This window comes from Mycobacterium sp. NPDC050551 (assembly GCF_040674075.1).
GTDB lineage: Bacteria > Actinomycetota > Actinomycetes > Mycobacteriales > Mycobacteriaceae > Mycobacterium.
This window is the reverse complement of record NZ_JBFARC010000001.1, coordinates 250013-269037: the sequence shown is the minus strand read 5'-3', so window position 1 is coordinate 269037 and position 19025 is coordinate 250013. Positions and strand designations below refer to the sequence as shown.

At 67.9% G+C, this 19025-nt stretch carries 20 protein-coding genes; 17 read left to right on the top strand and 3 right to left on the bottom strand.

From position 1 onward, the window contains the following. Positions 1-154: 154 nt before the first annotated feature. The 15 genes from AB0K11_RS01330 (at position 155) to AB0K11_RS01260 (ending at position 14760) form a co-directional block, all read left to right on the top strand. Positions 155-703 (top strand): TetR/AcrR family transcriptional regulator, encoded by a 549-nt coding sequence (locus AB0K11_RS01330; RefSeq protein ID WP_364971578.1) that lies wholly within the window; start codon positions 155-157, stop codon positions 701-703. Positions 704-886: 183 nt separating this feature from the next. Continuing rightward, positions 887-1579: a hypothetical protein gene (locus AB0K11_RS01325; protein ID WP_364973607.1), complete on the top strand. Its 693-nt coding sequence runs from the start codon at positions 887-889 to the stop codon at positions 1577-1579. Between the two features lie 192 nt (positions 1580-1771). After that, on the top strand, positions 1772-2374 hold the full coding sequence (locus AB0K11_RS01320) for a TetR/AcrR family transcriptional regulator (RefSeq protein ID WP_364971576.1): 603 nt from the start codon (positions 1772-1774) through the stop codon (positions 2372-2374). Between the two features lie 211 nt (positions 2375-2585). Beyond that, entirely contained in the window at positions 2586-4118 is a 1533-nt protein-coding gene (locus AB0K11_RS01315; RefSeq protein WP_364971575.1) for a MorD protein, read from the top strand. 22 nt (positions 4119-4140) lie between these two features. After that, positions 4141-4944: a CbbQ/NirQ/NorQ/GpvN family protein gene (locus tag AB0K11_RS01310; protein ID WP_364971573.1), complete on the top strand. Its 804-nt coding sequence runs from the start codon at positions 4141-4143 to the stop codon at positions 4942-4944. Positions 4945-4956: 12 nt separating this feature from the next. Then, complete coding sequence (locus AB0K11_RS01305; protein WP_364971572.1) at positions 4957-5088, top strand: hypothetical protein; 132 nt, start codon at positions 4957-4959, stop codon at positions 5086-5088. Further along, entirely contained in the window at positions 5085-5834 is a 750-nt protein-coding gene (locus AB0K11_RS01300; protein ID WP_364971570.1) for a hypothetical protein, read from the top strand. The genes AB0K11_RS01305 and AB0K11_RS01300 overlap by 4 nt, the downstream gene beginning before the upstream one ends. A 96-nt stretch (positions 5835-5930) precedes the next feature. Beyond that, positions 5931-6284, top strand: coding sequence for a hypothetical protein (locus tag AB0K11_RS01295; protein WP_364973605.1), 354 nt, complete (start codon positions 5931-5933; stop codon positions 6282-6284). Next, entirely contained in the window at positions 6281-7357 is a 1077-nt protein-coding gene (locus AB0K11_RS01290; RefSeq protein WP_364971569.1) for a dihydrodipicolinate reductase, read from the top strand. The genes AB0K11_RS01295 and AB0K11_RS01290 overlap by 4 nt, the downstream gene beginning before the upstream one ends. Then, positions 7354-8406 carry a dihydrodipicolinate reductase gene (locus tag AB0K11_RS01285; protein ID WP_364971567.1) on the top strand — a complete coding sequence of 351 codons (1053 nt, stop codon included), beginning with the start codon at positions 7354-7356 and terminating at the stop codon, positions 8404-8406. Before AB0K11_RS01290 ends, AB0K11_RS01285 begins: the two co-directional genes overlap by 4 nt. 14 nt (positions 8407-8420) lie before the next feature. Further along, the gene (locus AB0K11_RS01280; RefSeq protein ID WP_364971565.1) at positions 8421-9485 is read left to right on the top strand and encodes a dihydrodipicolinate reductase; all 1065 of its coding nucleotides are present in this window, start codon (positions 8421-8423) and stop codon (positions 9483-9485) included. Between the two features lie 68 nt (positions 9486-9553). Then, positions 9554-9907 carry a hypothetical protein gene (locus tag AB0K11_RS01275; protein WP_364973603.1) on the top strand — a complete coding sequence of 118 codons (354 nt, stop codon included), beginning with the start codon at positions 9554-9556 and terminating at the stop codon, positions 9905-9907. Continuing rightward, a complete protein-coding gene (locus tag AB0K11_RS01270) occupies positions 9897-11075 on the top strand; it encodes a cytochrome P450 (RefSeq protein ID WP_364971563.1) in 1179 nt (392 codons plus the stop codon). The genes AB0K11_RS01275 and AB0K11_RS01270 overlap by 11 nt, the downstream gene beginning before the upstream one ends. Then, positions 11072-12319, top strand: a complete 1248-nt coding sequence (locus AB0K11_RS01265; RefSeq protein WP_364971562.1) for a cytochrome P450 — start codon at positions 11072-11074, stop codon at positions 12317-12319. Before AB0K11_RS01270 ends, AB0K11_RS01265 begins: the two co-directional genes overlap by 4 nt. A 59-nt stretch (positions 12320-12378) precedes the next feature. Next, complete coding sequence (locus AB0K11_RS01260; RefSeq protein ID WP_364971561.1) at positions 12379-14760, top strand: excinuclease ABC subunit UvrA; 2382 nt, start codon at positions 12379-12381, stop codon at positions 14758-14760. 7 nt (positions 14761-14767) lie between these two features. Here the strand turns inward: AB0K11_RS01260 and AB0K11_RS01255 are convergent, their stop codons facing one another. Next, complete coding sequence (locus tag AB0K11_RS01255; RefSeq protein ID WP_364971560.1) at positions 14768-15736, bottom strand: aldo/keto reductase; 969 nt, start codon at positions 15734-15736, stop codon at positions 14768-14770. Positions 15737-15830: 94 nt separating this feature from the next. Here AB0K11_RS01255 and AB0K11_RS01250 point away from each other — a divergent pair, with 94 nt between their 5' ends. Together AB0K11_RS01250 and AB0K11_RS01245 are read left to right on the top strand one after the other, a co-directional pair. After that, positions 15831-16535 carry a DUF899 family protein gene (locus AB0K11_RS01250; protein ID WP_364971559.1) on the top strand — a complete coding sequence of 235 codons (705 nt, stop codon included), beginning with the start codon at positions 15831-15833 and terminating at the stop codon, positions 16533-16535. Then, complete coding sequence (locus tag AB0K11_RS01245) at positions 16532-16996, top strand: ATPase (protein WP_364971558.1); 465 nt, start codon at positions 16532-16534, stop codon at positions 16994-16996. Before AB0K11_RS01250 ends, AB0K11_RS01245 begins: the two co-directional genes overlap by 4 nt. A gap of 1 nt (position 16997) precedes the next feature. On the opposite strand, the gene AB0K11_RS01240 is transcribed toward AB0K11_RS01245, so the two are convergent. Beyond that, the gene (locus AB0K11_RS01240) at positions 16998-18491 is read right to left on the bottom strand and encodes an NAD(P)-binding domain-containing protein (protein ID WP_364971556.1); all 1494 of its coding nucleotides are present in this window, start codon (positions 18489-18491) and stop codon (positions 16998-17000) included. Positions 18492-18498: 7 nt separating this feature from the next. After that, positions 18499-18963, bottom strand: coding sequence for a hypothetical protein (locus AB0K11_RS01235; RefSeq protein ID WP_364971554.1), 465 nt, complete (start codon positions 18961-18963; stop codon positions 18499-18501). Positions 18964-19025 lie beyond the last annotated feature (62 nt).

Genomic DNA, 19025 nt, shown 5'->3' with positions numbered 1-19025 from the left:
CAGCCGACCCGGACCGGGAGGCGGAGACGCTACTGTCGATGGTTCAGCCGTGCTGGATGCGGCTGCTCAGGTCGGCACACGGCAGAACGGTAGGGCGGTGGCGAACGGTCTATCCGCGCGCGAGGCAAAGCGGTTGCAGACGAGGGAACGCCTAATGGGCGCCGCCATCGCCGAGTTCAAGAGGTCGGGGATGGCCGACGCGGACGTCGGGGCGATCGTGGCCGCCGCGGGCGTCGCCCACGGCACCTTCTTCTTCCACTTCCCGACCAAGGAGCACGTCCTCCTCGAACTCGAGCGCCGTGAAGAGGACCGCATCGCCAAACAGCTCGGCCAGTTCCTCAAGTCGAAGTCCGACCTGCCGTCGGCGTTGGCCGAAGCGGCCAGGCTGATCATCGGACTCGAGCGGCGCCTGGGCGACTCGTTGTTCAAAGACTTCCTGGCGCTGCACTTCTCGCAGACCCGCCCTCCCGCCGAGGACGGTGACGACCACCCCATCATCGTGCTCGTCGCCGAGCAGATCGAGAAGGCCCGCGAGCGGGGCGACATCGATTCCGACGTGAATTCGATGAACAGCGCGGTGTTCTTCCTCCTCGGCCTGTACGCGCTCCTGGTCACCACCAACGACTGGCCGACACGCCGGGCGCTGCTCGACGACTACATGATCCGGACCCTGCGCAGCCTGCGGGCGGCGTCCGCCCGCTGACCGACCCGCGGAACGGAATCGCCGGCCTTCCATCGCGCCAGACTTGATGACTATAGTCAGCCAGTAGTCTGGCGGCCGGTGCCTGTGCACCGGGAATGACGAGCCCGTCGGCGGTCGGTAGGAGGGGTCGTGAATCTGCCAACGGTGAATCTGCGGGGCGGCGGGCGCAGGGGCAAGTCCTCGGTGAGTTCGGCGCCGCCGAAGGCGGGGCTGTCGTTCGAGGACCACCACGAACGGTCGCAGCAGGCGCAACGCCAGGCCGACAAGTGGTTGATCTCGGGTTCCCTGCTGATCGGCACCGCGGCTCTCGGGGTCTTCGGCCTGCCGTTGTTCCTGCGCGGGGTGTGGCTGCTGCGCAAGGCTGCCCGCGATGGGCTGTCGGTACGCCCGATGATCGTCACCCTGATCGGCTACCTGGTCATCATCGACGCCGCCATCAACACGGTCGGTTGGGCGCTTGACCTGGTGGCGAATCACACTCTGCTGGCTCGCGTCCTGCTCAACGGGTGGGGCAACATGTTCGACGCCGGCTACTTCTGGCACTACAACGAACTGTTGCTCGGAGGTGCGGCGGGGCCGGGGGAGAAGGCGATGGAGGTGGGGATGATCCTCACCGTCTTCACGATGCGCATCGCCGCGGCGATCGGGTTCCTGCAGATGAAGCGTTGGGGCCACCAGTGGATGATCATCACCTGCTGGATGGGCGTGGTCATCTGGACCACCTACGTGTTCAACATGACGATGTTCGCCGACGTCCGGTTTGCGGGCGTGGTCTTCCCGGTCATCGGCTGGTGGCTGTACGACATCTTCTACATCACCCCGTTCCTCGCCATCCCCTATCTGCACACGGTGAACCGCGAGATCTTCTCGGACTGACAGCCGCCGTCACAGGCTGCGTCCGGGTCTTTGTGGCCGATATGAGTCACTGACACGTATCGGTGACTGAGGCGATTGATCGTTGTTGCGCAGGCGAGACATGGTGTTTGCAGCGGAGTCCTGTGCTCCAGACCGTCACAGCGAAGCAAGTCATTGACTTGAATCAGTAAAAGCGTTACAACTGATCGCATCATGACGGCACAACTCAAGCCGACCACGCGCGAGACGCGCAGGCGTCAGACGCGGGAGCGCATCCTGGGCGCGGCGGTCGCCGAGTTCACCCGGTCGGGCATGGCCGGCGCCGAGGTGTCCACCATCGTGGCCGCGGCGGGCGTCGCCCACGGAACGTTCTACTTCCACTTCCCGACCAAGGAGCATGTGCTGCTCGAACTGGAGCGCCGCGAGGAGTCGCGGGTCGCAGCCGAACTCGCCCGGTTCCTGGACAGCTCTCACGATCTGGCCGCGACGCTGACGGAAGTCGCCCGGCTGGTCACCGGTCTCCAGCAACGGCTCGGTGAGAGTCTCTTCAAAGACATTCTCGCGTCGCACTTCTCGCCGTCACGTCCGCAACCGGACGGCTGGACCGACCACCCGGTGATCGTGCTGCTGGTCCGCGAGATCGAACGGGCGCGTGGCGAGGGTGTGCTGCACCCACAGGTCGACGCCTTCTACAGCGCCGTGTTCTATCTGCTCGGGATCTACGGAGTGCTCACCGCGACCGACGATCCCGCGAACAGGGACGCCGTGCTGGCCAAGCTGGTGGCCTCCGCGGTGCGGGGTCTGGAGGTCCGGTGAAACCTTCACCGATCCGCTCCTGCGACCCGCCACCGACCTCCGAACCCACAACGAGGGAGCCGAACAATGGGTTACATCTGGGAGATCCTCCGCTACGTCGCCGCATGGGGCGGAACAGGACTCATCATCTGGTTCTGGTACTGGATGTTCTCCAACATCGGGACCTTCTGACCGGGCGCCGCACTCCGCAGGTCACCGGAGGTGGCCGACCGTGACCGGGCTCGCCGACATGCCTGCGATCGAGATGGAACGCAGCTGCTCGCTGACGGCGGTGGCGCTGAGTGACGAACGCCGCGAGGGTGTGCGGCTCGTGACGGGCACGCACCGCGCCTTCAGCCTGAACGCGGGCCGCACCTTCGTGCACGTTCCGTATCCACCGACGGTGCGCGACTGGTCGAGGCGAACCCTGACCTGCGGCATCGCACTGCAATGTGCCCCGTCGAAGGATCGGCTGGCCGGCTACCGGCTCAACGAGTTGACCGGACGGGAACTGCACGCGCTGACGCTCGTCGAGGCGGGCGTCGCCCTCGGCTGGGTGGCCGCCCGGTGGCCTGGCCTGATGCCGGAGCTCCGCCGCGCCGTGCCCGCGCTGGAAGCGGGCGACGCCGACATGGACGCCCGTTCCATGATCGAGCGGGCCGTCGAGATGGCGCAGCGCCGCACCGAACTCGTCGACGATCCACTGCTTGGGCGGCTGCCGTCGGCGTACACGTCGCCCGCCGGACTCGTCGACAAGTTCCGTCGGCAGTTCGGCCGACTGCCGTGGACTTCCACTCAGAAGCGGATGCCGCAACCACACTCGGTGCCGGTGGGAGGCGACGGCGGTGTCCGCAATCCGAACCTGCCACCGCCGAGCCGGCCTGACGAGAGCGACCTCGACATCACCCCGGAGCACCGCCCGGGGATCCCGTACCCCGAGTGGAACGCGTGGACCAAGAGGTTCCTGCCCGATCATGTCGCCGTGCTGGAGCGGGCGCGCGACGCACAGGTCGGCGAGTCGAGAATCGAGTCGGCCGATCTGCGGAAGTGGTTCGAGGAGCACACCCACCGCGCCATGACCGGTCGCCTGGAGGACGGTTCGGATCTCGACGTCGACCAGTACGTCCGGCACTACATGGACCGCAGGACCGGGGAAGCCGAAGAACCGCGGGTGTTCCGCGAACTGCTGCCGCGGCACCGCGACGTCAGCACCGCCCTGCTGCTGGACGGCAGTTCGTCGCTGGGTGTGCACGGGGGCCGGATCTTCCGGCTGGAACTGACCTGTGCCGACGCGCTGTCGCGAGCCATGACGAACGCCCGTGAGCGGCACGGCATCTTCGTCTTCACCGGCAACACCCGCCACCGGGTGGAGGTGCGCTGCCTCAAGGAGTTCGAGGAAGCCCGTTTCGTCCCGCCGGGCGGCCTCGGGCTGACCACCGGCGGATACACCAGGCTCGGCGCACCACTGCGCCACCTCACCAACCGCCTGCTGGCGCAGCCGTCCGAGCGGAGGCTGCTGATCGTGATCGGCGACGGGCTCATCTCCGACGAAGGCTACGAGGGGCGCTACGCCTGGGCCGACGCCGCGCACGCGGTGGAGGAGGCCAACGACGCCGGCGTGTCGGTGTACTACGTCGGTGTCGGGCCGACTCGCGTCGATCCGCTGCCCGAGGTCTTCGGACCCCGCCGCTCGCAACGCATCCGGCGGGTGGAGGAGTTGCCCAGGGTGCTGGCACACGTCCACCGCGAACTGGTCAGCGCATGACCGCAGACGATCCGAGGGAGAAATGACGCCAGTCACCTACTACGCGAACCGCAATGAGGTCCAGCTCTTCGAGCAGGCCTACAGCCGCAGGATCCCGGTGATGCTCACCGGGCCGACGGGGTGCGGCAAGACCCGGTTCGTCGAGCACATGGGGTCGCTGCTCAATCGGCCGGTGGTCACCATCAGCTGTCACGACGACCTGACGAGCTCGGATCTCGTCGGGAGGTTCATGGTCACCGGCGGCGACGTCGTCTGGACCGACGGGCCCCTGACCCGGGCCGTGAAGACCGGCGCCATCTGCTATCTCGACGAGGTGGTGGAGGCCCGCCACGACTCGCTGGCGATCCTGCACTCGCTGACCGACCATCGGCGCGCGCTGTACCTGGACCGGGCCGGTGAGGTGGTGCACGCACCCGAGGAGTTCATGCTGGTGTGCTCCTACAACCCGGCGTACCGCAGCTCGCTCAAGGAGCTGAAACCCTCCTTCCGGCAACGGTTCGTCACCCTGCCGATGAGCTATCTGCCGCCGGACCGCGAAGCCGAGGTGATCGTCGCGGAGGCGGGCATCGACCCGGCGGCGGCGCGGCGGCTGGTGCAGTGTGCGATCGCCATCCGCACCGCCGACCAAGCATTCCACTTCGAGCCGCCGTCCACCCGGGTGCTGGTCACGGCGGCGCAGCTGATCGCGGCGGGCGCGGGGGAACTCGAGGCGGCCGAAGCCAGCATCCTCGCACCCCTGAGCACCGACGGCGCGATCAACGACGGCCTGCGCGAGGTCGCGGCCGCCAGCCTGCTCGCCGACACCTCGAGCGCGCAACCACTCTAGGAAGGATCTCCGATGGTCGACCAGAAAGAGAAGAAGCGGAAGCGGGCACTCATCGTCTTCCAGATCGCCATCTACGGCTACCTGTTGGTGATGTTCCTGATCCAGCTGTACATGTCGTTCAGCCGAGGGTGGTGGGAGCTGTGAACCTGCCGCTGCTCGGCCGGCGTTCGGTCGCCGGAACGGCCGGGGCGGCAGCGGCCGGGGCGGTGCCTGCGGGCGGGTCGGTGTCGTTCGAGGACCACCACGACGAATCGCGTGCCGCACAACGCCGGGCCGACAAGTGGATGATCGTCGGCGCCGCACTGATGGGGATGTGGGCGCCCGGTCTGATCGGATTCCCGATCTTCATGCGCGGAGTCTGGCTGCAGCGCCAGGCGTTACGGGCCGGACTGTCAGTCCGGCCGATGATCGTCACACTGATCGGCTACCTGGTGCTCATCGACGGAATGCTCAACAGCCTGGGTTGGGCACTGGATCTCGTCGCCAATCACACCCTGATCAACCGGGTCCTGATGGTCGGCTGGGGCCACATGTTCGACGCCGGATACTTCTGGCACTACAACGAGCTGTGGGTCGGCGGTGCGGCGGGCCCCGGCGAGAAGGCGATGGTGATGGGCATGATCATCACCGTCTTCGCCATGCGGTGCGCTGCGGCAATCGGATTCCTGCAGATGAAGCGGTGGGGTCACCAGTGGATGATCATCACCTGCTGGATGGGCGTCGTCATCTGGACCGTCTATGTCTTCAACATGACCATGTTCGCCGACGTCAGGTACGCCGGCGTCATCTTTCCCGTCATCGGCTGGTGGCTCTACGACATCTTCTACATCACCCCGTTCCTCGCGATCCCGTACCTGCACACCGTGAACCGCGAGATCTTCTCAGACTGAACTCAAGGAGCTACGACTGTGACCACACCGTCACCCACCGAGGAACAGACCACCGCCGAGGATCTGCCGCCCGGCACCACGCCCTACTACGCGAACATGCACAAGTGGATCAAACGTGCGGTCCTGGTGTGCCTGGTCGCACTGGTGATCGAGGGTGCCTTCACCCTGCCGTTCATGGCCGTCTACTACGGATACCCGACGTTGAGCCTCACCCAGATCTGCAGTGAGCTGCTCAAGGTCCGGTACTCCGACGACACCCTCGAGTGCAAATACCCCTATCCGCCGCTGGGCCCGCCGGAGGGCGCAGAGGGCAAGGACACCGCGAAGGACGAGTGGGGCATCCAGCCGGTCCCGAAGTACGACAGGCTCGGCTTCCGCGAACTCGTCGACCGCTATGAGGCACGCCAGGCCCGCGAGGCGGCCGGACAGCAGGGCGGGCAACAGCCGTGACGAAGAAGCTGCGGGTGATCCAGTGGGCCACCGGCAACGTCGGCAGCCATGCGGTCGCAGCTGTGCGGGAACATCCCGATCTCGAACTGGTCGGCGCCCGGGTCTACAACGCGGACAAGGCCGGCCGCGACGTCGGCGAGATCTGCGGCATCGGCCCGGTCGGTGTCACGGCCACCGACGACACCGACGAGATCGTCGCACTCGACGCCGACTGCGTGCTGTACATGGCCGAGGGGGAGTGGAACCCGCCGGTCGCCCTCGATGACGTCTGCCGCCTGCTGGCATCGGGCAAGAACGTGGTCTCGACGGCGGTGACCGCCTGGATCTACCCGTGGAGCGTCGGTGACGAAGTGGTCGCACGGCTGCAGTCGGCGTGCGATGAAGGGGGAACGTCGTTCCACGGCACCGGCATCCAGCCGGGGTGGGCCGCCGAGGTGCTGCCGCTGACGATGTCCGGCCTGTTCCGCCGCGTCGACTCGCTGCTGGTCCAGGAATTGATGGACTACAGCACCTACGGTGTTTCGTTCGTGCTGTTCGACGTCATGGGCTTCGGCAAGCCACCCGACGAGAAGGTGCCGATGGACGAGGAGGCCGTCGGCGGGTTGTCGTTCAAGGCCCCCCTGATGTTGCTGGCCCAGGGTCTCGGCGCGACCATCGACGACTACGTCTGGGAACGGCAGGTCGCCGTCACCGACACGCCGATCGAGGTCAAGGCCGGCCGGATCGAGGCCGGAACCGTTGCCGCGCAGCGCTTCAGCTACACCGCCATCATCGAGGGCCGCCGGGCGCTCACCGTCGAGCACATCACCCGCCTCGGAGCCGAGCAGGCGCCGGACTGGCCGAACGGCCGGGGCTGGAAGGTCACCGTCGAGGGTCTGCCGTCGATGGTCCTCGAATCCCGGATCGCCACCCACGGTGAGGACGACACCGATCAGGGCTGCCTGGGGACCGCCATGCACGCGGTGCACGCGATCGCCCCCGTCTGCGCGGCGGAACCGGGGATCCGCACATTCCTCGACCTGCCGACGATCGTGGGCCGCGGCGTGCTGTCGAGGAAGTCCGCCGGCGGGTGACCCACCGCGTCGTCCAGTGGACCACCGGGAACGTCGGCACCAAGTCCGTGCAGGCGATCGCGGCCAACCCGCTGCTGGAACTGGTGGGCTGCTACGCCTGGTCAGCTGACAAGGTCGGCCGCGACGCCGGTGAGCTCGCCGGGATCCCCGCCCTGGGGATAACGGCGACCGACGACGTCGACGCCCTGCTCGCACTGCGGCCGGACTGCGTGGTCTACAACCCGATGTTCGCCGACGTCGAGGAGCTCATCCGGATCCTCGCGTCGGGAGCCAATGTGGTGACGACGTCGGAGTTCATCACCGGAGACGGACTGGGCGCGGACCGCGAGCGGATCGTCGAGGCCTGTCTGCGTGGGGACGCGACGATCTTCGGCAGTGGCATCAACCCCGGCTTCATGCAGATGCTCTCGATCGTCACGGCGGGGCTGTCGGACCGGGTGGACCGCATCTCGATCCTGGAGTCCTTCGACACCACCATCTACAACTCGCCTGCGACCGAGAAGCCGATGGGCTTCGGCTATCCCGTCGATCAGCCGGATCTGCCCGCGATCACCGAGAAGGGGTCGTGGATCTTCCGCGAGGCCGTGCTCCTGGTCGCCGACGCGCTCGGCGCCCGCCTCGACGAGGTGCGCTGCGACGTCGACTACGCCCAGACCACAGAGGATCTCGAACTCCCGGGCGGCTGGACCATCGGCAAGGGTTGCGTCGCGGGGGTCGATGTGCGCTGGCAGGGCGTCATCGGCGGACGCGAGGTGATCGAGGTGCGCGGCCGCTGGCGCAAGGGCCAGTCGCTGGACCCGGACTGGCCGATGGACTTCGGCTACACCGTCGAGGTCCAGGGCCGCCCGACGATCAGGACCACGCTGAGTTTCGAGCCGCCGCCTGACTTCCGGGCCGAGACACTCGACGACTTCGTGATGCTCGGCCTGACGATCACGGCGATGCCGGCGATCACCGCCATCCCCGCCGTGGTCGCGGCGCCGCCCGGCATCGCCACGTACACCACTCTCCCGCTGATGCTGCCCCGTGGCGTTCTCAGCGCCCGCTGAAAGGTCGAAGCTCGATGTCTGACAGGACTTCACGCACATATCGGGTCATCCAGTGGATGACGGGCGACGTCGGGCAGGTCGGCGTCCGGCACTTCACCGGTAACCCGACCTTCGACCTGGTCGGTGTGCTGGTTTACACGCCGGACAAGGTCGGGAAGGACTCCGGGGAGATCGCCGGGACCGCACCGAACGGCGTCCTGGCGACCGACGACATCGACGCGATCGTCGGGCTGGACGCCGACTGCGTCTTCTACACGCCGGTCATCATGGACGTCGACACCGTCTGCCGTCTGCTGAGATCGGGCAAGAACATGGTCACCACGAGTGGATTCTTCTATCCGAGTGCCGATTTCGCAGAGTACGGCGAGCAGATCCGGGCCGCGTGCGCCGAGGGAGGTGTGTCGTTCCACGGCGGTGGGATACATCCGGGCTACGCGGGCGACATCCTGCCCCTCACCCTCGCCAGGGTGGTCGACAGGATCGAGCGCATCGAGGTCTACGAGGTGGTGAACGTGCTCACCGATGCGCCGGTGGACCACATCGACTGGCTGGGCTTCGGCAAGCCGAAGGAGGAGTTCCTCACCACGCCGACGATTCTCGGCCTCGGAGTGCCGTTCTTCGCGCAATCGATGCACATGATCGCCGACGGGCTCGGCGTCGACATCAGCGAGGTGACCGCGGATCTGCGGGCGGCCACCGCCACGCAGGACATCCCGCACGACGAGGGCACGATCGCACGCGGGACGGTCGCCGCCCAGCATCACGAGTGGACGGCGTGGGTCGACGGCAGGCCCCTGATCGTGTTCCACGCGATCTACCTGACCGCGGGGCCGGACGGACTCGACCCCGCATGGGACTGGGGCAGAACGCGGTACCGCATCGTGATCGACGGTGACCCGCCGACCGAGCTGACGCTGCAGGGCGTCGAACAGCCGGGCGGCGCCTTCTCCCATCCTGGTTATGCGTGGACCGCCATGGGCGCGATCAACGCGATCCCCGACGTGTGCGACGCCGCGCCCGGCTGGATCACCCATCTGGACCTCGGTCTCATCCGGCCACGCGGTCTGGTCCGGCCGTGACCGACGACGCCCCGACCGCACAGCTGCACCACGTGGTGTTCGCCGTCGCGCTGGAACGCCACGACGCGATGGCGCAGATGTTCAGCGAGATCGGTTTCACCCTGCAGGATCTGCAGCTGACCGAGCTCGGACTGCAGGTCCACCTGGACTGGGACCGGGGGATCGAGCTGATCAGTCCGCTTGCCGGGTCAACGGCCACGGTCGCCGGGTCCGTGCGTGAGTTCCTCGCGGAGCACGGCGACGGTGTGTACACCGTCGTCATCCGGGTCCCGGGGGCCGCGGCGGCCGAATCCGTCGCCGCGCGTTACGGCGCGACCGTGCGCTTTCGGCAGCACTTCGACGGCGACGGAACGTATCTCGACGAGATCGACCTCTCGGTGCTCGATCTGCCGCTGACCTTCCTCGCGACCAATGTGCCCTGACCGGTCCGCACTGCCGCACATCCTCTACGAGGGTCTGCCCATGGCAGGCGACCGCGGCGCCGGGTGGGCCGTGTTGCGCGACCTCGGGCCCGTGGTGACCGGCGACGGGTGGTACTACCTCACCCGGCGCGACGACGTGCTCGCCGCACTGCGCGACTCCGAATCCTTCTCGTCATCACGGGCCTTCGACACCATGGTCAGTCCCGTTCCTCTCATTCCGCTCGCCTGCGATCCCCCTGACCACACCCGGTACCGCCGCCTGCTGCACTCGTACTTCAGTCCGCAGACCCTCGGGCGCATGCTCCCGTCGATGCAGGCGCAGGCCGTCGACATCATCGATCGCATCGCACTCGGTGACGAGTGCGAGGTGATGGCCGACCTCGCCACCCCGTATCCCTCCCAGGTGTTCCTCACCCTGCTCGGTCTGCCGCTCAGCGACCGGCAGCGGCTGATCGCCTGGAAGGACGCAGTCATCGGCATCAGCCTCGACAGTGATCCCGACCCCGCCGCACTGGTGCCCGCCGCCGAGTTGCTCCAGTACCTCAGCGACGCGGTCACCTCTCATCGGGACGATCCGGGCGACGACATGCTGTCGCGACTGCTCACCGGCGACGATGCACTCACCGATCACGAGGCGCTCGGCCTGGCCTTCGTCCTGGTCCTGGCCGGACTGGACACCGTCACCTCGGCGATCGGCGCGGCGATGCTCGAGTTGGCCAGGCGTCCCGGCCTGCGTACCGAGCTGTGCGACAACCCCTCTGCGATACCCGGATTCGTCGAGGAGATCTTGCGACTCGAACCCCCGGCCCCGGTCGTCGGACGGGTGACGACGCGGCCGGTGACCGTGGCGGGCCACACGATCCCCGCCGGAGCGGAGGTCCGGCTCTGCCTGGGCGCGATCAACCGCGACGGCAGCGACGCGACCTCTGGTGACGACCTCATCCTCGACGGCAGACTGCACAGACACTGGGGATTCGGCGGGGGCGCCCACCGCTGCCTTGGGTCGCACCTGGCACGGATGGAGCTGAACCTGGTGGTCACCGAATGGCTCCGCCGCATACCGGAGTTCGAGCTCGCCACCGACCACACACCCGAGATCACCTGGCCCGCCGCCACCTGCACCCTGCCGCGGTTACCCGTCAGATTCCTCGCCAAGGAGGCACCATGAACGTCGAGACCGCGGCGCCGAGTGTGTTCGAATCCGAGCTCCCGACGCTGCACTACGAGGCGACGGAGACGCCGCGCGAGGTGCTGCCGAGAATCCGGGAAGCCCAAGCGCAGGCACCGGTCGCCATCGGGCCGCTCGGCCCGGAGGTGCTGTCGTACGAACTCGCCCGGACGATCCTGCGGGACAGCCGGTTCGTCATTCCGCCCGGCATCCATCTCGCGGCCCAAGGGGTGACCTCGGGACCGCTCTGGGACCGGGTGGTCGGCAGCATCATGTGCGCCGAAGGCGCGCACCACCATCGGCTGCGCAGCCTGGTGTCGAAGGCCTTCACACCGCGCGCGACGGCCCGGCTGCACGACACGATCGTCGCGGTGGTCAACGAATTGGCCGACGCTGTCGCCGATGCGAAGGGTTGCGATGTCGTCACCGACATCGCCAGGCACTACCCGATCCCGATCATCTGCGCACTGGTCGGCGCGCCCCGTGAGGACTGGCAGATGTTCTCCCGCTGGGCGGAGGAGATCTTCAAGATGGTCAGCTTCGACGTCGATCTCGTCGACGAGATCCCCGCCGTCATGGCCGCCTGGAGCGAGTTGGACGCATACGTCGACACGATGATCGCCGCGCGGCGCCGCAATCTCACCGACGACCTGCTCTCCGACCTCATCCGTGCCGAGGACGACGGCGACCGGCTCAACGCCGACGAACTGCGCATGACGGTCGCCAGCCTGTTGGTGGCCGGCACCGACACCACCCGCAATCAGCTGTCCGCCTCCCTGCAGGTGCTGTGCGACCACCCCGAACAGTGGGCGATGCTGCGCGCCGAACCCGGCCTGGCGATGCGCGCGGTCGAGGAGACCATGCGCCACTCGCCGGCGGTGTGCAGCACCCTGCGGACGGTGAACGCCGACGTCGCCGTCGCCGGTCACACCTTCCCCGCGGGCACGTTCCTGCTCGTCAACACGTTCGCCGCCAACTGCGACCCGGCCGTCTATCGCGACCCCGACCGATTCGACATCACGCGCGACGACCCGCCGGCGATCCTCACCTTCGGCGGCGGTGTGCACTACTGTCTCGGAGCGAACCTGGCCCGGCTCGAGCTCGGCGAAGCCGTGCGGATCCTGGCGGGCCGACTGCCGAATCTGCGCCGGACCGGTCCGGCGCCGTGGAAGCCGATGCTCGGCATGAGCGGCCCCACCAGCCTGCCGGTGGAGTTCGACACACCGGTGGCCGCCCGGAACTGAGTCGGCGACCCTCGCCCGACTCCCGGTGCGACCGGCGCGCCGTGGCACCATCTGACTCGATGAGCAGAGCACTTCCCGCCGCCGACACCCATGACGTCATCCGCGTGCACGGGGCGCGCGAGAACAACCTCAAGGGCATCGACGTCGAATTGCCCAAACGTCGTCTCACCGTGTTCACCGGCGTCTCCGGCTCCGGCAAGAGCTCGCTGGTGTTCGGCACCATCGCCGCCGAGTCGCAGCGGCTGATCAACGAGACGTACAGCGCCTTCGTCCAGGGCTTCATGCCCAGCCTGGGCAGGCCCGAGGTGGATGTGCTCGAGGGCCTGACCACCGCCATCATCGTCGACCAGCAGCGGATGGGCAGCGACCCGCGGTCCACGGTCGGCACCGCCACCGACACCGGCGCGATGCTGCGCATCCTGTTCAGCCGCCTGGGAGAACCGCACATCGGGTCGCCGCAGGCGTTCTCGTTCAACGTCGCCTCCATCAGCGGAGCGGGTGCGGTCACCATCGAACGGGGCGGACGAACCGTCAAGGAGCGCCGTGACTTCGCCATCGTCGGCGGTATGTGTCCGCGATGCGAAGGCCGCGGAGCGGTCAACGACATCGACCTGACCGCACTGTACGACGACAGCAAGTCGCTCAACGGCGGTGCGCTCACGATCCCGGGTTTCAGCATGGAGGGCTGGTACGGCCGGATCTTCAACGGCTGCGGCTTCTTCGACCCGGACAAGCCGATCCGGGACTTCACGGCCAAGGAACTCGACGCCCTGCTGTACAAGGAGGCCACCAAGCTCAAGATCGACGGCGTCAACCTGACGTACCTCGGATTGATCCCGCAGATCCAGAAGTCCTACCTCGCCAAGGACGTCGAGGCGATGCAACCGCACATCCGTGCCTTCGTCGAGCGCGCCGTCACGTTCACCACGTGCCCTGAATGCGACGGGACGCGGCTGTCCGAGGCCGCCCGGTCGTCGAAGATCAACGGCCGCAACATCGCCGACCTGTGCGCGATGCAGATCAGCGATCTCACCGAATGGGTGCACGACCTCGGTGACGCAGGCGGACGGGTGGGGCCGCTGATCGCGGCGCTGCGTCAGGGTCTCGACGCGTTCGTGGAGATCGGACTGGGCTACCTCTCGCTGGACCGGTCGTCGGGCACGCTGTCGGGTGGAGAGGCGCAGCGCGTCAAGATGATTCGTCACCTGGGCTCCGCGCTCACCGACGTCACCTACGTGTTCGACGAGCCGACGGTCGGGCTGCATCCCCACGACATCTCCCGGATGAATGCACTGTTGCTGCAGTTGCGCGACAAGGGGAACACCGTGCTCGTCGTGGAGCACAAGCCCGAGGTGATCGCCATCGCGGACCACGTGGTCGACCTCGGGCCCGGCGCGGGCGCCGCAGGCGGCGAGATCGTCTTCGAGGGAACGGTGGCCGGGCTGCGGGGAAGTGACACGCTCACCGGCCGCCACCTCGACGACCGGGCCTCGGTGAAGGACGCGGTGCGCGAGCGTTCCGGTGTCCTGGAGATCCGCGGCGCCGACACGCACAATCTGGCCGACGTCGACGTCGACATCCCACTCGGTGTGCTGGTGGTGATCACCGGCGTCGCGGGCTCGGGGAAGAGTTCGCTGGTCCACGGGTCCGTGGTGCGCCGCGACGGGGTCGTCGTGGTCGACCAGACCCCGATCCGCGGCTCACGGCGCAGCAACCCGGCCACCTACACCGGACTACTCGATCCGATCCGAAAGGCCTTCGCGAAGGCCAACGGCGTCAAGCCGGCGCTGTTCAGCGCCAACTCCGAAGGCGCATGCCCGAACTGCAACGGCGCAGGCGTGGTCTACACCGATCTGGCGATGATGGCCGGTGTCGCCGCCACCTGCGAGGTCTGTGAGGGCAGGCGGTTCGACGCATCGGTGCTCGAGTACGTCTTCGCCGGCTTGGACATCAGCGACGTGCTGGGCCTCTCGGTGTCCGACGCCCTGATGTTCTTCGCCGACGGCGACGCCAAACTGCCCGCAGCTCATCGCATCCTGACCAATCTCGAGGCGGTGGGCCTGGGCTATCTGACCATCGGCCAGCCGCTGACGACGCTGTCCGGCGGTGAGCGGCAACGGCTCAAGCTGGCCACCAGGATGAGTGACCGGGGCGCTGAGAGCGGAGAGGTCTACGTCCTCGACGAACCGACCTCCGGCCTGCACCTCGCCGATGTCGAGCAGCTGCTGGCCCTGCTCGACCGGCTCGTGGAATCCGGTAAGTCGGTGATCGTCGTCGAGCACCACCAGGCCGTCATGGCGCACGCCGACTGGATCATCGACCTCGGCCCGGGAGCCGGCCACGACGGCGGACGCATCGTCTTCGAAGGCACGCCGGCCGACCTGATCGCCGACCGCTCCACCGTGACTGGCGAGCACCTCGCCGGCTACGTCGGCGGCTGACAAACGCCTAGCGGCCGACCTTCTCGCGCAGCAGGTCAGTGAAGAACCGGCCCGCCGACGCCGGACGGAACGCCCGCGCCGCCGCGGTGAGCGCATCGCGGGACTCCGTGCTCAGCTCGATGTCGGCGGCGGCGACGTTGAACTCCAGCTGCTCGACGCTCGACGCGCCGGGAATCGCCACCACACCGGGCAGGCTGATGAGCCACGCCAATGCCACCTGCGCGGGCTTGGCGCCCACCTCGGCGCCGACGTCGCGCAGGGTGTTCAGGAGCGGCTGAATGCGGCGCAGGTTCTCGGTGCCGAACAACGGATTCATCGCGCGCACACCGCCGGGCCGGTTGTCCGGTCCGTACTTGCCGCCCAGCAGGCCCTGCGCCAGCGGGCTGTACGCCATCACCATGCGATCCTCGCGTTCGGCGAACGGCACCAGGTCGTCGAGCGCCTGCGGATGGGCGAGCGAGAAGTGCACCTGGTTGCTCACCACCGGCCTGCCCAGTGCGGCGTCGGCCTTGCGCCACCGCTCGAGCGAGTAGTTCGACACCCCGACGGCACCGATCTCGCCGCGCTCCAGCAGATCCCGCATACCGGGCATGATGACCGAATCGGGTACCAGCGGATTGGACTGGTGGATCTGGTAGAGCGGGATGCGGTCCACGCCGAGCCGCTCCGCACTGGCCCGCGCGCGCTGCCTGACCACGGCGGGAAACGGCGCGATCGGCATGATCTTGCTGGCCACCACCACGTCGGCGCGCTCGTCGCCGAGCGCTTCACCGAGGATGCGTTCGCTCTTGCCGAACCCGTAGATCTCCGCGGTGTCGAACAAGGTCACCCCCAGTGCACGGGCGCGCTGCACGATGTCGCGAGCGGGCCCCGATGCGTACTGGTCGCCGTACCCCCATTCCCGCGAACCGAACTGCCACGTGCCGAGGCCGATGCGGCTCACCGGTCCGATTCCTTCGACGTCGAGATGCTTCATTCCTCCGACGGTACCGGCGTGTGCGATGAGTCCCGGGTCGCCGTCGAGTCTGATAGTCGTAAGAGGATTCCGACTGCTCGGAAGGGAGCCTGTGATGACAGGGAACCAAACCACCACGGCCGCGAAGCCGCCGGTGGCCGACGAGGGCACGTGGCGAGCCGCCCTCGACGACCTGCGGCGTAGGGAGAAGGCGGCGACCCGCGAGCTCGACGCGATCGCCGCTGCGCGCAGGCGGCTGCCGATGGTCGAACTGCCCGAGTACACGCTCATCGGCGCCGACGGTCCGGTCCGACTGGCAGACGTGTTCGGCGGTCGCTCGCAGCTGATCACCTACCACCACATGTGGAGCGACGGCGCGCAGTGGCAGTGCGGCGGGTGCACCGGCTTCACCAGCCAGTTCACCCGGCTCGACTTCCTGGACAGCTACGACGCCCGGTTCGTCGTCGTCACCAACGGCCCGATCGAGGAGGCACTGGCGTACCGGGAGAAGGTGGGGAACGCGATGGACTGGTACTCGTCGTCGGAGAGTTCGTTCGGCGCCGACGTCGACGCACCGCCCGGCGGCGGCTTCGCGGTCAACGTCTTCCTGCGCGACGGGGACACCGTCTACCGCACCTGGCACACCAACGGCCGCGGCACCGAACAGCTCAGCCACAGTTTTCCGCTGATCGACATCCTGCCGTACGGCCGTCAGGAGGAGTGGCTCGATTCGCCGGACGGCTGGCCGAGCCGGCCGACCTATTCGGGCTGGCTGGACTCACCGGACATCGCCCGGTTCTATGGGAAGGGCGACAGGTGAGCGCGGAACGATTCGTCGCAGGCCGGACGATTGCGGCGCCGCCGTCGGCGGTGTTCGCCGTCCTCGCCGACCCGGCGCGGCACAAGGACACCGAGCCGGGGGACTGGGTGCGCGATGCGGTGGACCCGACGCCGATCACCGGCACCGGACAGATCTTCACGGTGAACATGTACCTGGACGCCGCAGGCGGGCACTACGTGATGGACAACCTGGTCACCGATTTCGAGCCGGACCGGGTGATCGCCTGGCTGCCGGGACAACGCGACGAGTCGGGCGCCCATGTTCCCGGTGGCTGGTCCTGGCGTTACGACCTCGTCCCGCACGGCGAGGGAACGGCGGTCACGCTCACCTACGACTGGACGGGGACACCGCAGAGTTTCCGGGATCAAGTCGGCGGGATGCCGCCCTTCCCGGAGGATTTCATCGCCGAGTCACTGGCGGCGCTGGAACGCTGCCTCTGACTCACGGCGCCTGACGAGCGCCCTCGACCATCGACCAGTACCGCTGTTCGCGTCCGGTGAGTTCGTTGCCGGTGATCGCGCCGAACGCCGCGGCGTCCTGCGCGAAATCCGTTGCCGCGCCGGGCAACGCATCGGGGCCTTCGAGTCGGAAACAGCTCGGCGCCAACGGACCGAACAGGAGTGCCCGGCGGAGATCCGGCCATCGCGACGGATCTGGTTCCACACCGGCGGCGCGTGCGAAGGTCAACGCCGCCAAATTCATCCGGGTCTTCTGCGACGCACCGCGACGTGACCGGCAGGCCGCGACCGATGCGCGCTGCTCTGCTTCGGTCACCGCGGGCAGGATTCCGCTCCACAGGTAGGCGATCCACCTCGCCTGTAACTCCAGCGGCACGAAGTACCCGCCGGACTGATCCCACATCCCGACAATGGCCAGGCCGGGGAGGTCGGGATGGAAGGTGTGGCGGTCGGTGTCGAGGTGGGCGCCGTCGAGGTCGAGTGTCGCCCTGACGTCCTCGCCGAGGAACGGCAGGCTCAGCTGGAATCCGGTGCCGAACAGGATGGCGTCGAAGGGTTCGGCGTGTCCGTCGGCGAACGTGACGGTGGCGCCTGCGACGGAATCGATCCACGGGCACACCGTGATCCGGCCCTCCGCCACGAGGGGAAGGTAACTCTGGCCCAGGGTGACGCCCGCGGCGAACAGTGACGGATCGGGTGCCGGGGCGCCGTACTGGTCGGGGCTGCCGCCGGCCTCGGTGACGATCTCCTTCAACTGGCGGTCGATCTCCGCAGGCGGTAGGACCTCGTTCGACAGCGTGCCGTAGCGGGTGAAGATCCGATGATCGGACGGCACACCCGCGGCGAACTTGGGCAGCACGTAGCGTTGCCGCCGCTGGGCGACGACGACGCGCGACGCGCCGAGTTGTGCCAGTTCCGAGGCGATCTCGAGCGCACTGATGGCGCCGCCGGCCACGAGCACCCGCTTCCCCAGATACCGCTCGTGGTCGCGGAAGTCATAGGTCGAGCTCACGCCGGGGTCACCGGAGAACGACTCGAGCCCCGCAACGGCCGGGACGGCCGGGGCATGGAATCTGCCGCTGGCCACCACCACCCGGTCGAAGACCTCGGTGCCGTCGGCGTGCCGGATGGCCCAGCGGGTGCCCTGCCGATCCACTGAGTCGACCGCCGTGCCGAATCTGATCCGGGCGGTCAGTCCGAATGATCCCGCGTAGCGGTGCAGGTAGCGGAGCACATCGGCGTTCGGCGGATGCACGAGGTGACCACCGAACGGGAGGTCGCTGAAGGCCGTCAGGATGCGGCTGGTGTTGGTGTGCATCGACGGCCAGACGCCGCTGCAGCCCGGCAGTCCGGACCACTGTCCGCCGAGAACCGGATTGCGTTCGTAGATCGTCGGTTCGAAGCCGCACGACGACAGCCAGCGCGCGGCGACCAGGCCGCCCGGGCCCGCTCCGATGACCGCGACCCGTTCCGGCATGGGACGCTCAGCGCCGGGGCATGTCGATGTCGAGCAGTGCCATGGCGTCCCGGATGCTGGCGTCCGCCCGGTCGAGTGTCGCCTCGAGGCGGTCGATCTCGGCGCCACTGCTGTTCGGCGTCAGGCTGCCACAGATGTCGGCGAACGACCGGTATTGGTCCACGGCGTTCTGCAGGGCGTCGTTGACGTCTTCGTCCTCGCTGGGCAGTTGGGCCTCGAGCAGATCGGTGGCATCCCTGAGATCCCTGCACCCCTCACGGACCGTGGAGTACTCGCTGTTGATCATCGCTTCACCGGCGGTGCCCAGCGCCCTGCCGATGGCGGCGACCGCCGAGGTGACGTCCCGCTTCCAGGCTTCGGTGACGGGTACGGGAGCGGTGAGTTCCGCACCGGCGACGGGACGGCCCTGGATCGCGGTGCTGCACCCGGTGAGCAGTCCGGCCAGCAGCACGATCGCGAGTAACGGCCTCATGCGGGCCGAGTCTATGGGACCGCGGGTGGCCCGGATGGGTTCACGCGACGGGAGTCGGCGGG

Excerpts from the sequence above, each read along its gene's own strand:
- AB0K11_RS01275 (WP_364973603.1), top strand. The coding sequence starts at position 9,554 with ATGGCGCAGATGTTCAGCGAGATCGGTTTCACCCTGCAGGATCTGCAG.
- AB0K11_RS01310 (WP_364971573.1), top strand. The coding sequence starts at position 4,141 with ATGACGCCAGTCACCTACTACGCGAACCGCAATGAGGTCCAGCTCTTC.
- AB0K11_RS01265 (WP_364971562.1), top strand. The coding sequence starts at position 11,072 with ATGAACGTCGAGACCGCGGCGCCGAGTGTGTTCGAATCCGAGCTCCCG.
- AB0K11_RS01250 (WP_364971559.1), top strand. The coding sequence starts at position 15,831 with ATGACAGGGAACCAAACCACCACGGCCGCGAAGCCGCCGGTGGCCGAC.
- AB0K11_RS01240 (WP_364971556.1), bottom strand. The coding sequence starts at position 18,491 with ATGCCGGAACGGGTCGCGGTCATCGGAGCGGGCCCGGGCGGCCTGGTC.
- AB0K11_RS01305 (WP_364971572.1), top strand. The coding sequence starts at position 4,957 with ATGGTCGACCAGAAAGAGAAGAAGCGGAAGCGGGCACTCATCGTCTTC.
- AB0K11_RS01320 (WP_364971576.1), top strand. The coding sequence starts at position 1,772 with ATGACGGCACAACTCAAGCCGACCACGCGCGAGACGCGCAGGCGTCAG.
- AB0K11_RS01295 (WP_364973605.1), top strand. The coding sequence starts at position 5,931 with ATGCACAAGTGGATCAAACGTGCGGTCCTGGTGTGCCTGGTCGCACTG.
- AB0K11_RS01255 (WP_364971560.1), bottom strand. The coding sequence starts at position 15,736 with ATGAAGCATCTCGACGTCGAAGGAATCGGACCGGTGAGCCGCATCGGC.
- AB0K11_RS01270 (WP_364971563.1), top strand. The coding sequence starts at position 9,897 with ATGTGCCCTGACCGGTCCGCACTGCCGCACATCCTCTACGAGGGTCTG.
- AB0K11_RS01330 (WP_364971578.1), top strand. The coding sequence starts at position 155 with ATGGGCGCCGCCATCGCCGAGTTCAAGAGGTCGGGGATGGCCGACGCG.
- AB0K11_RS01260 (WP_364971561.1), top strand. The coding sequence starts at position 12,379 with ATGAGCAGAGCACTTCCCGCCGCCGACACCCATGACGTCATCCGCGTG.
- AB0K11_RS01235 (WP_364971554.1), bottom strand. The coding sequence starts at position 18,963 with ATGAGGCCGTTACTCGCGATCGTGCTGCTGGCCGGACTGCTCACCGGG.
- AB0K11_RS01280 (WP_364971565.1), top strand. The coding sequence starts at position 8,421 with ATGTCTGACAGGACTTCACGCACATATCGGGTCATCCAGTGGATGACG.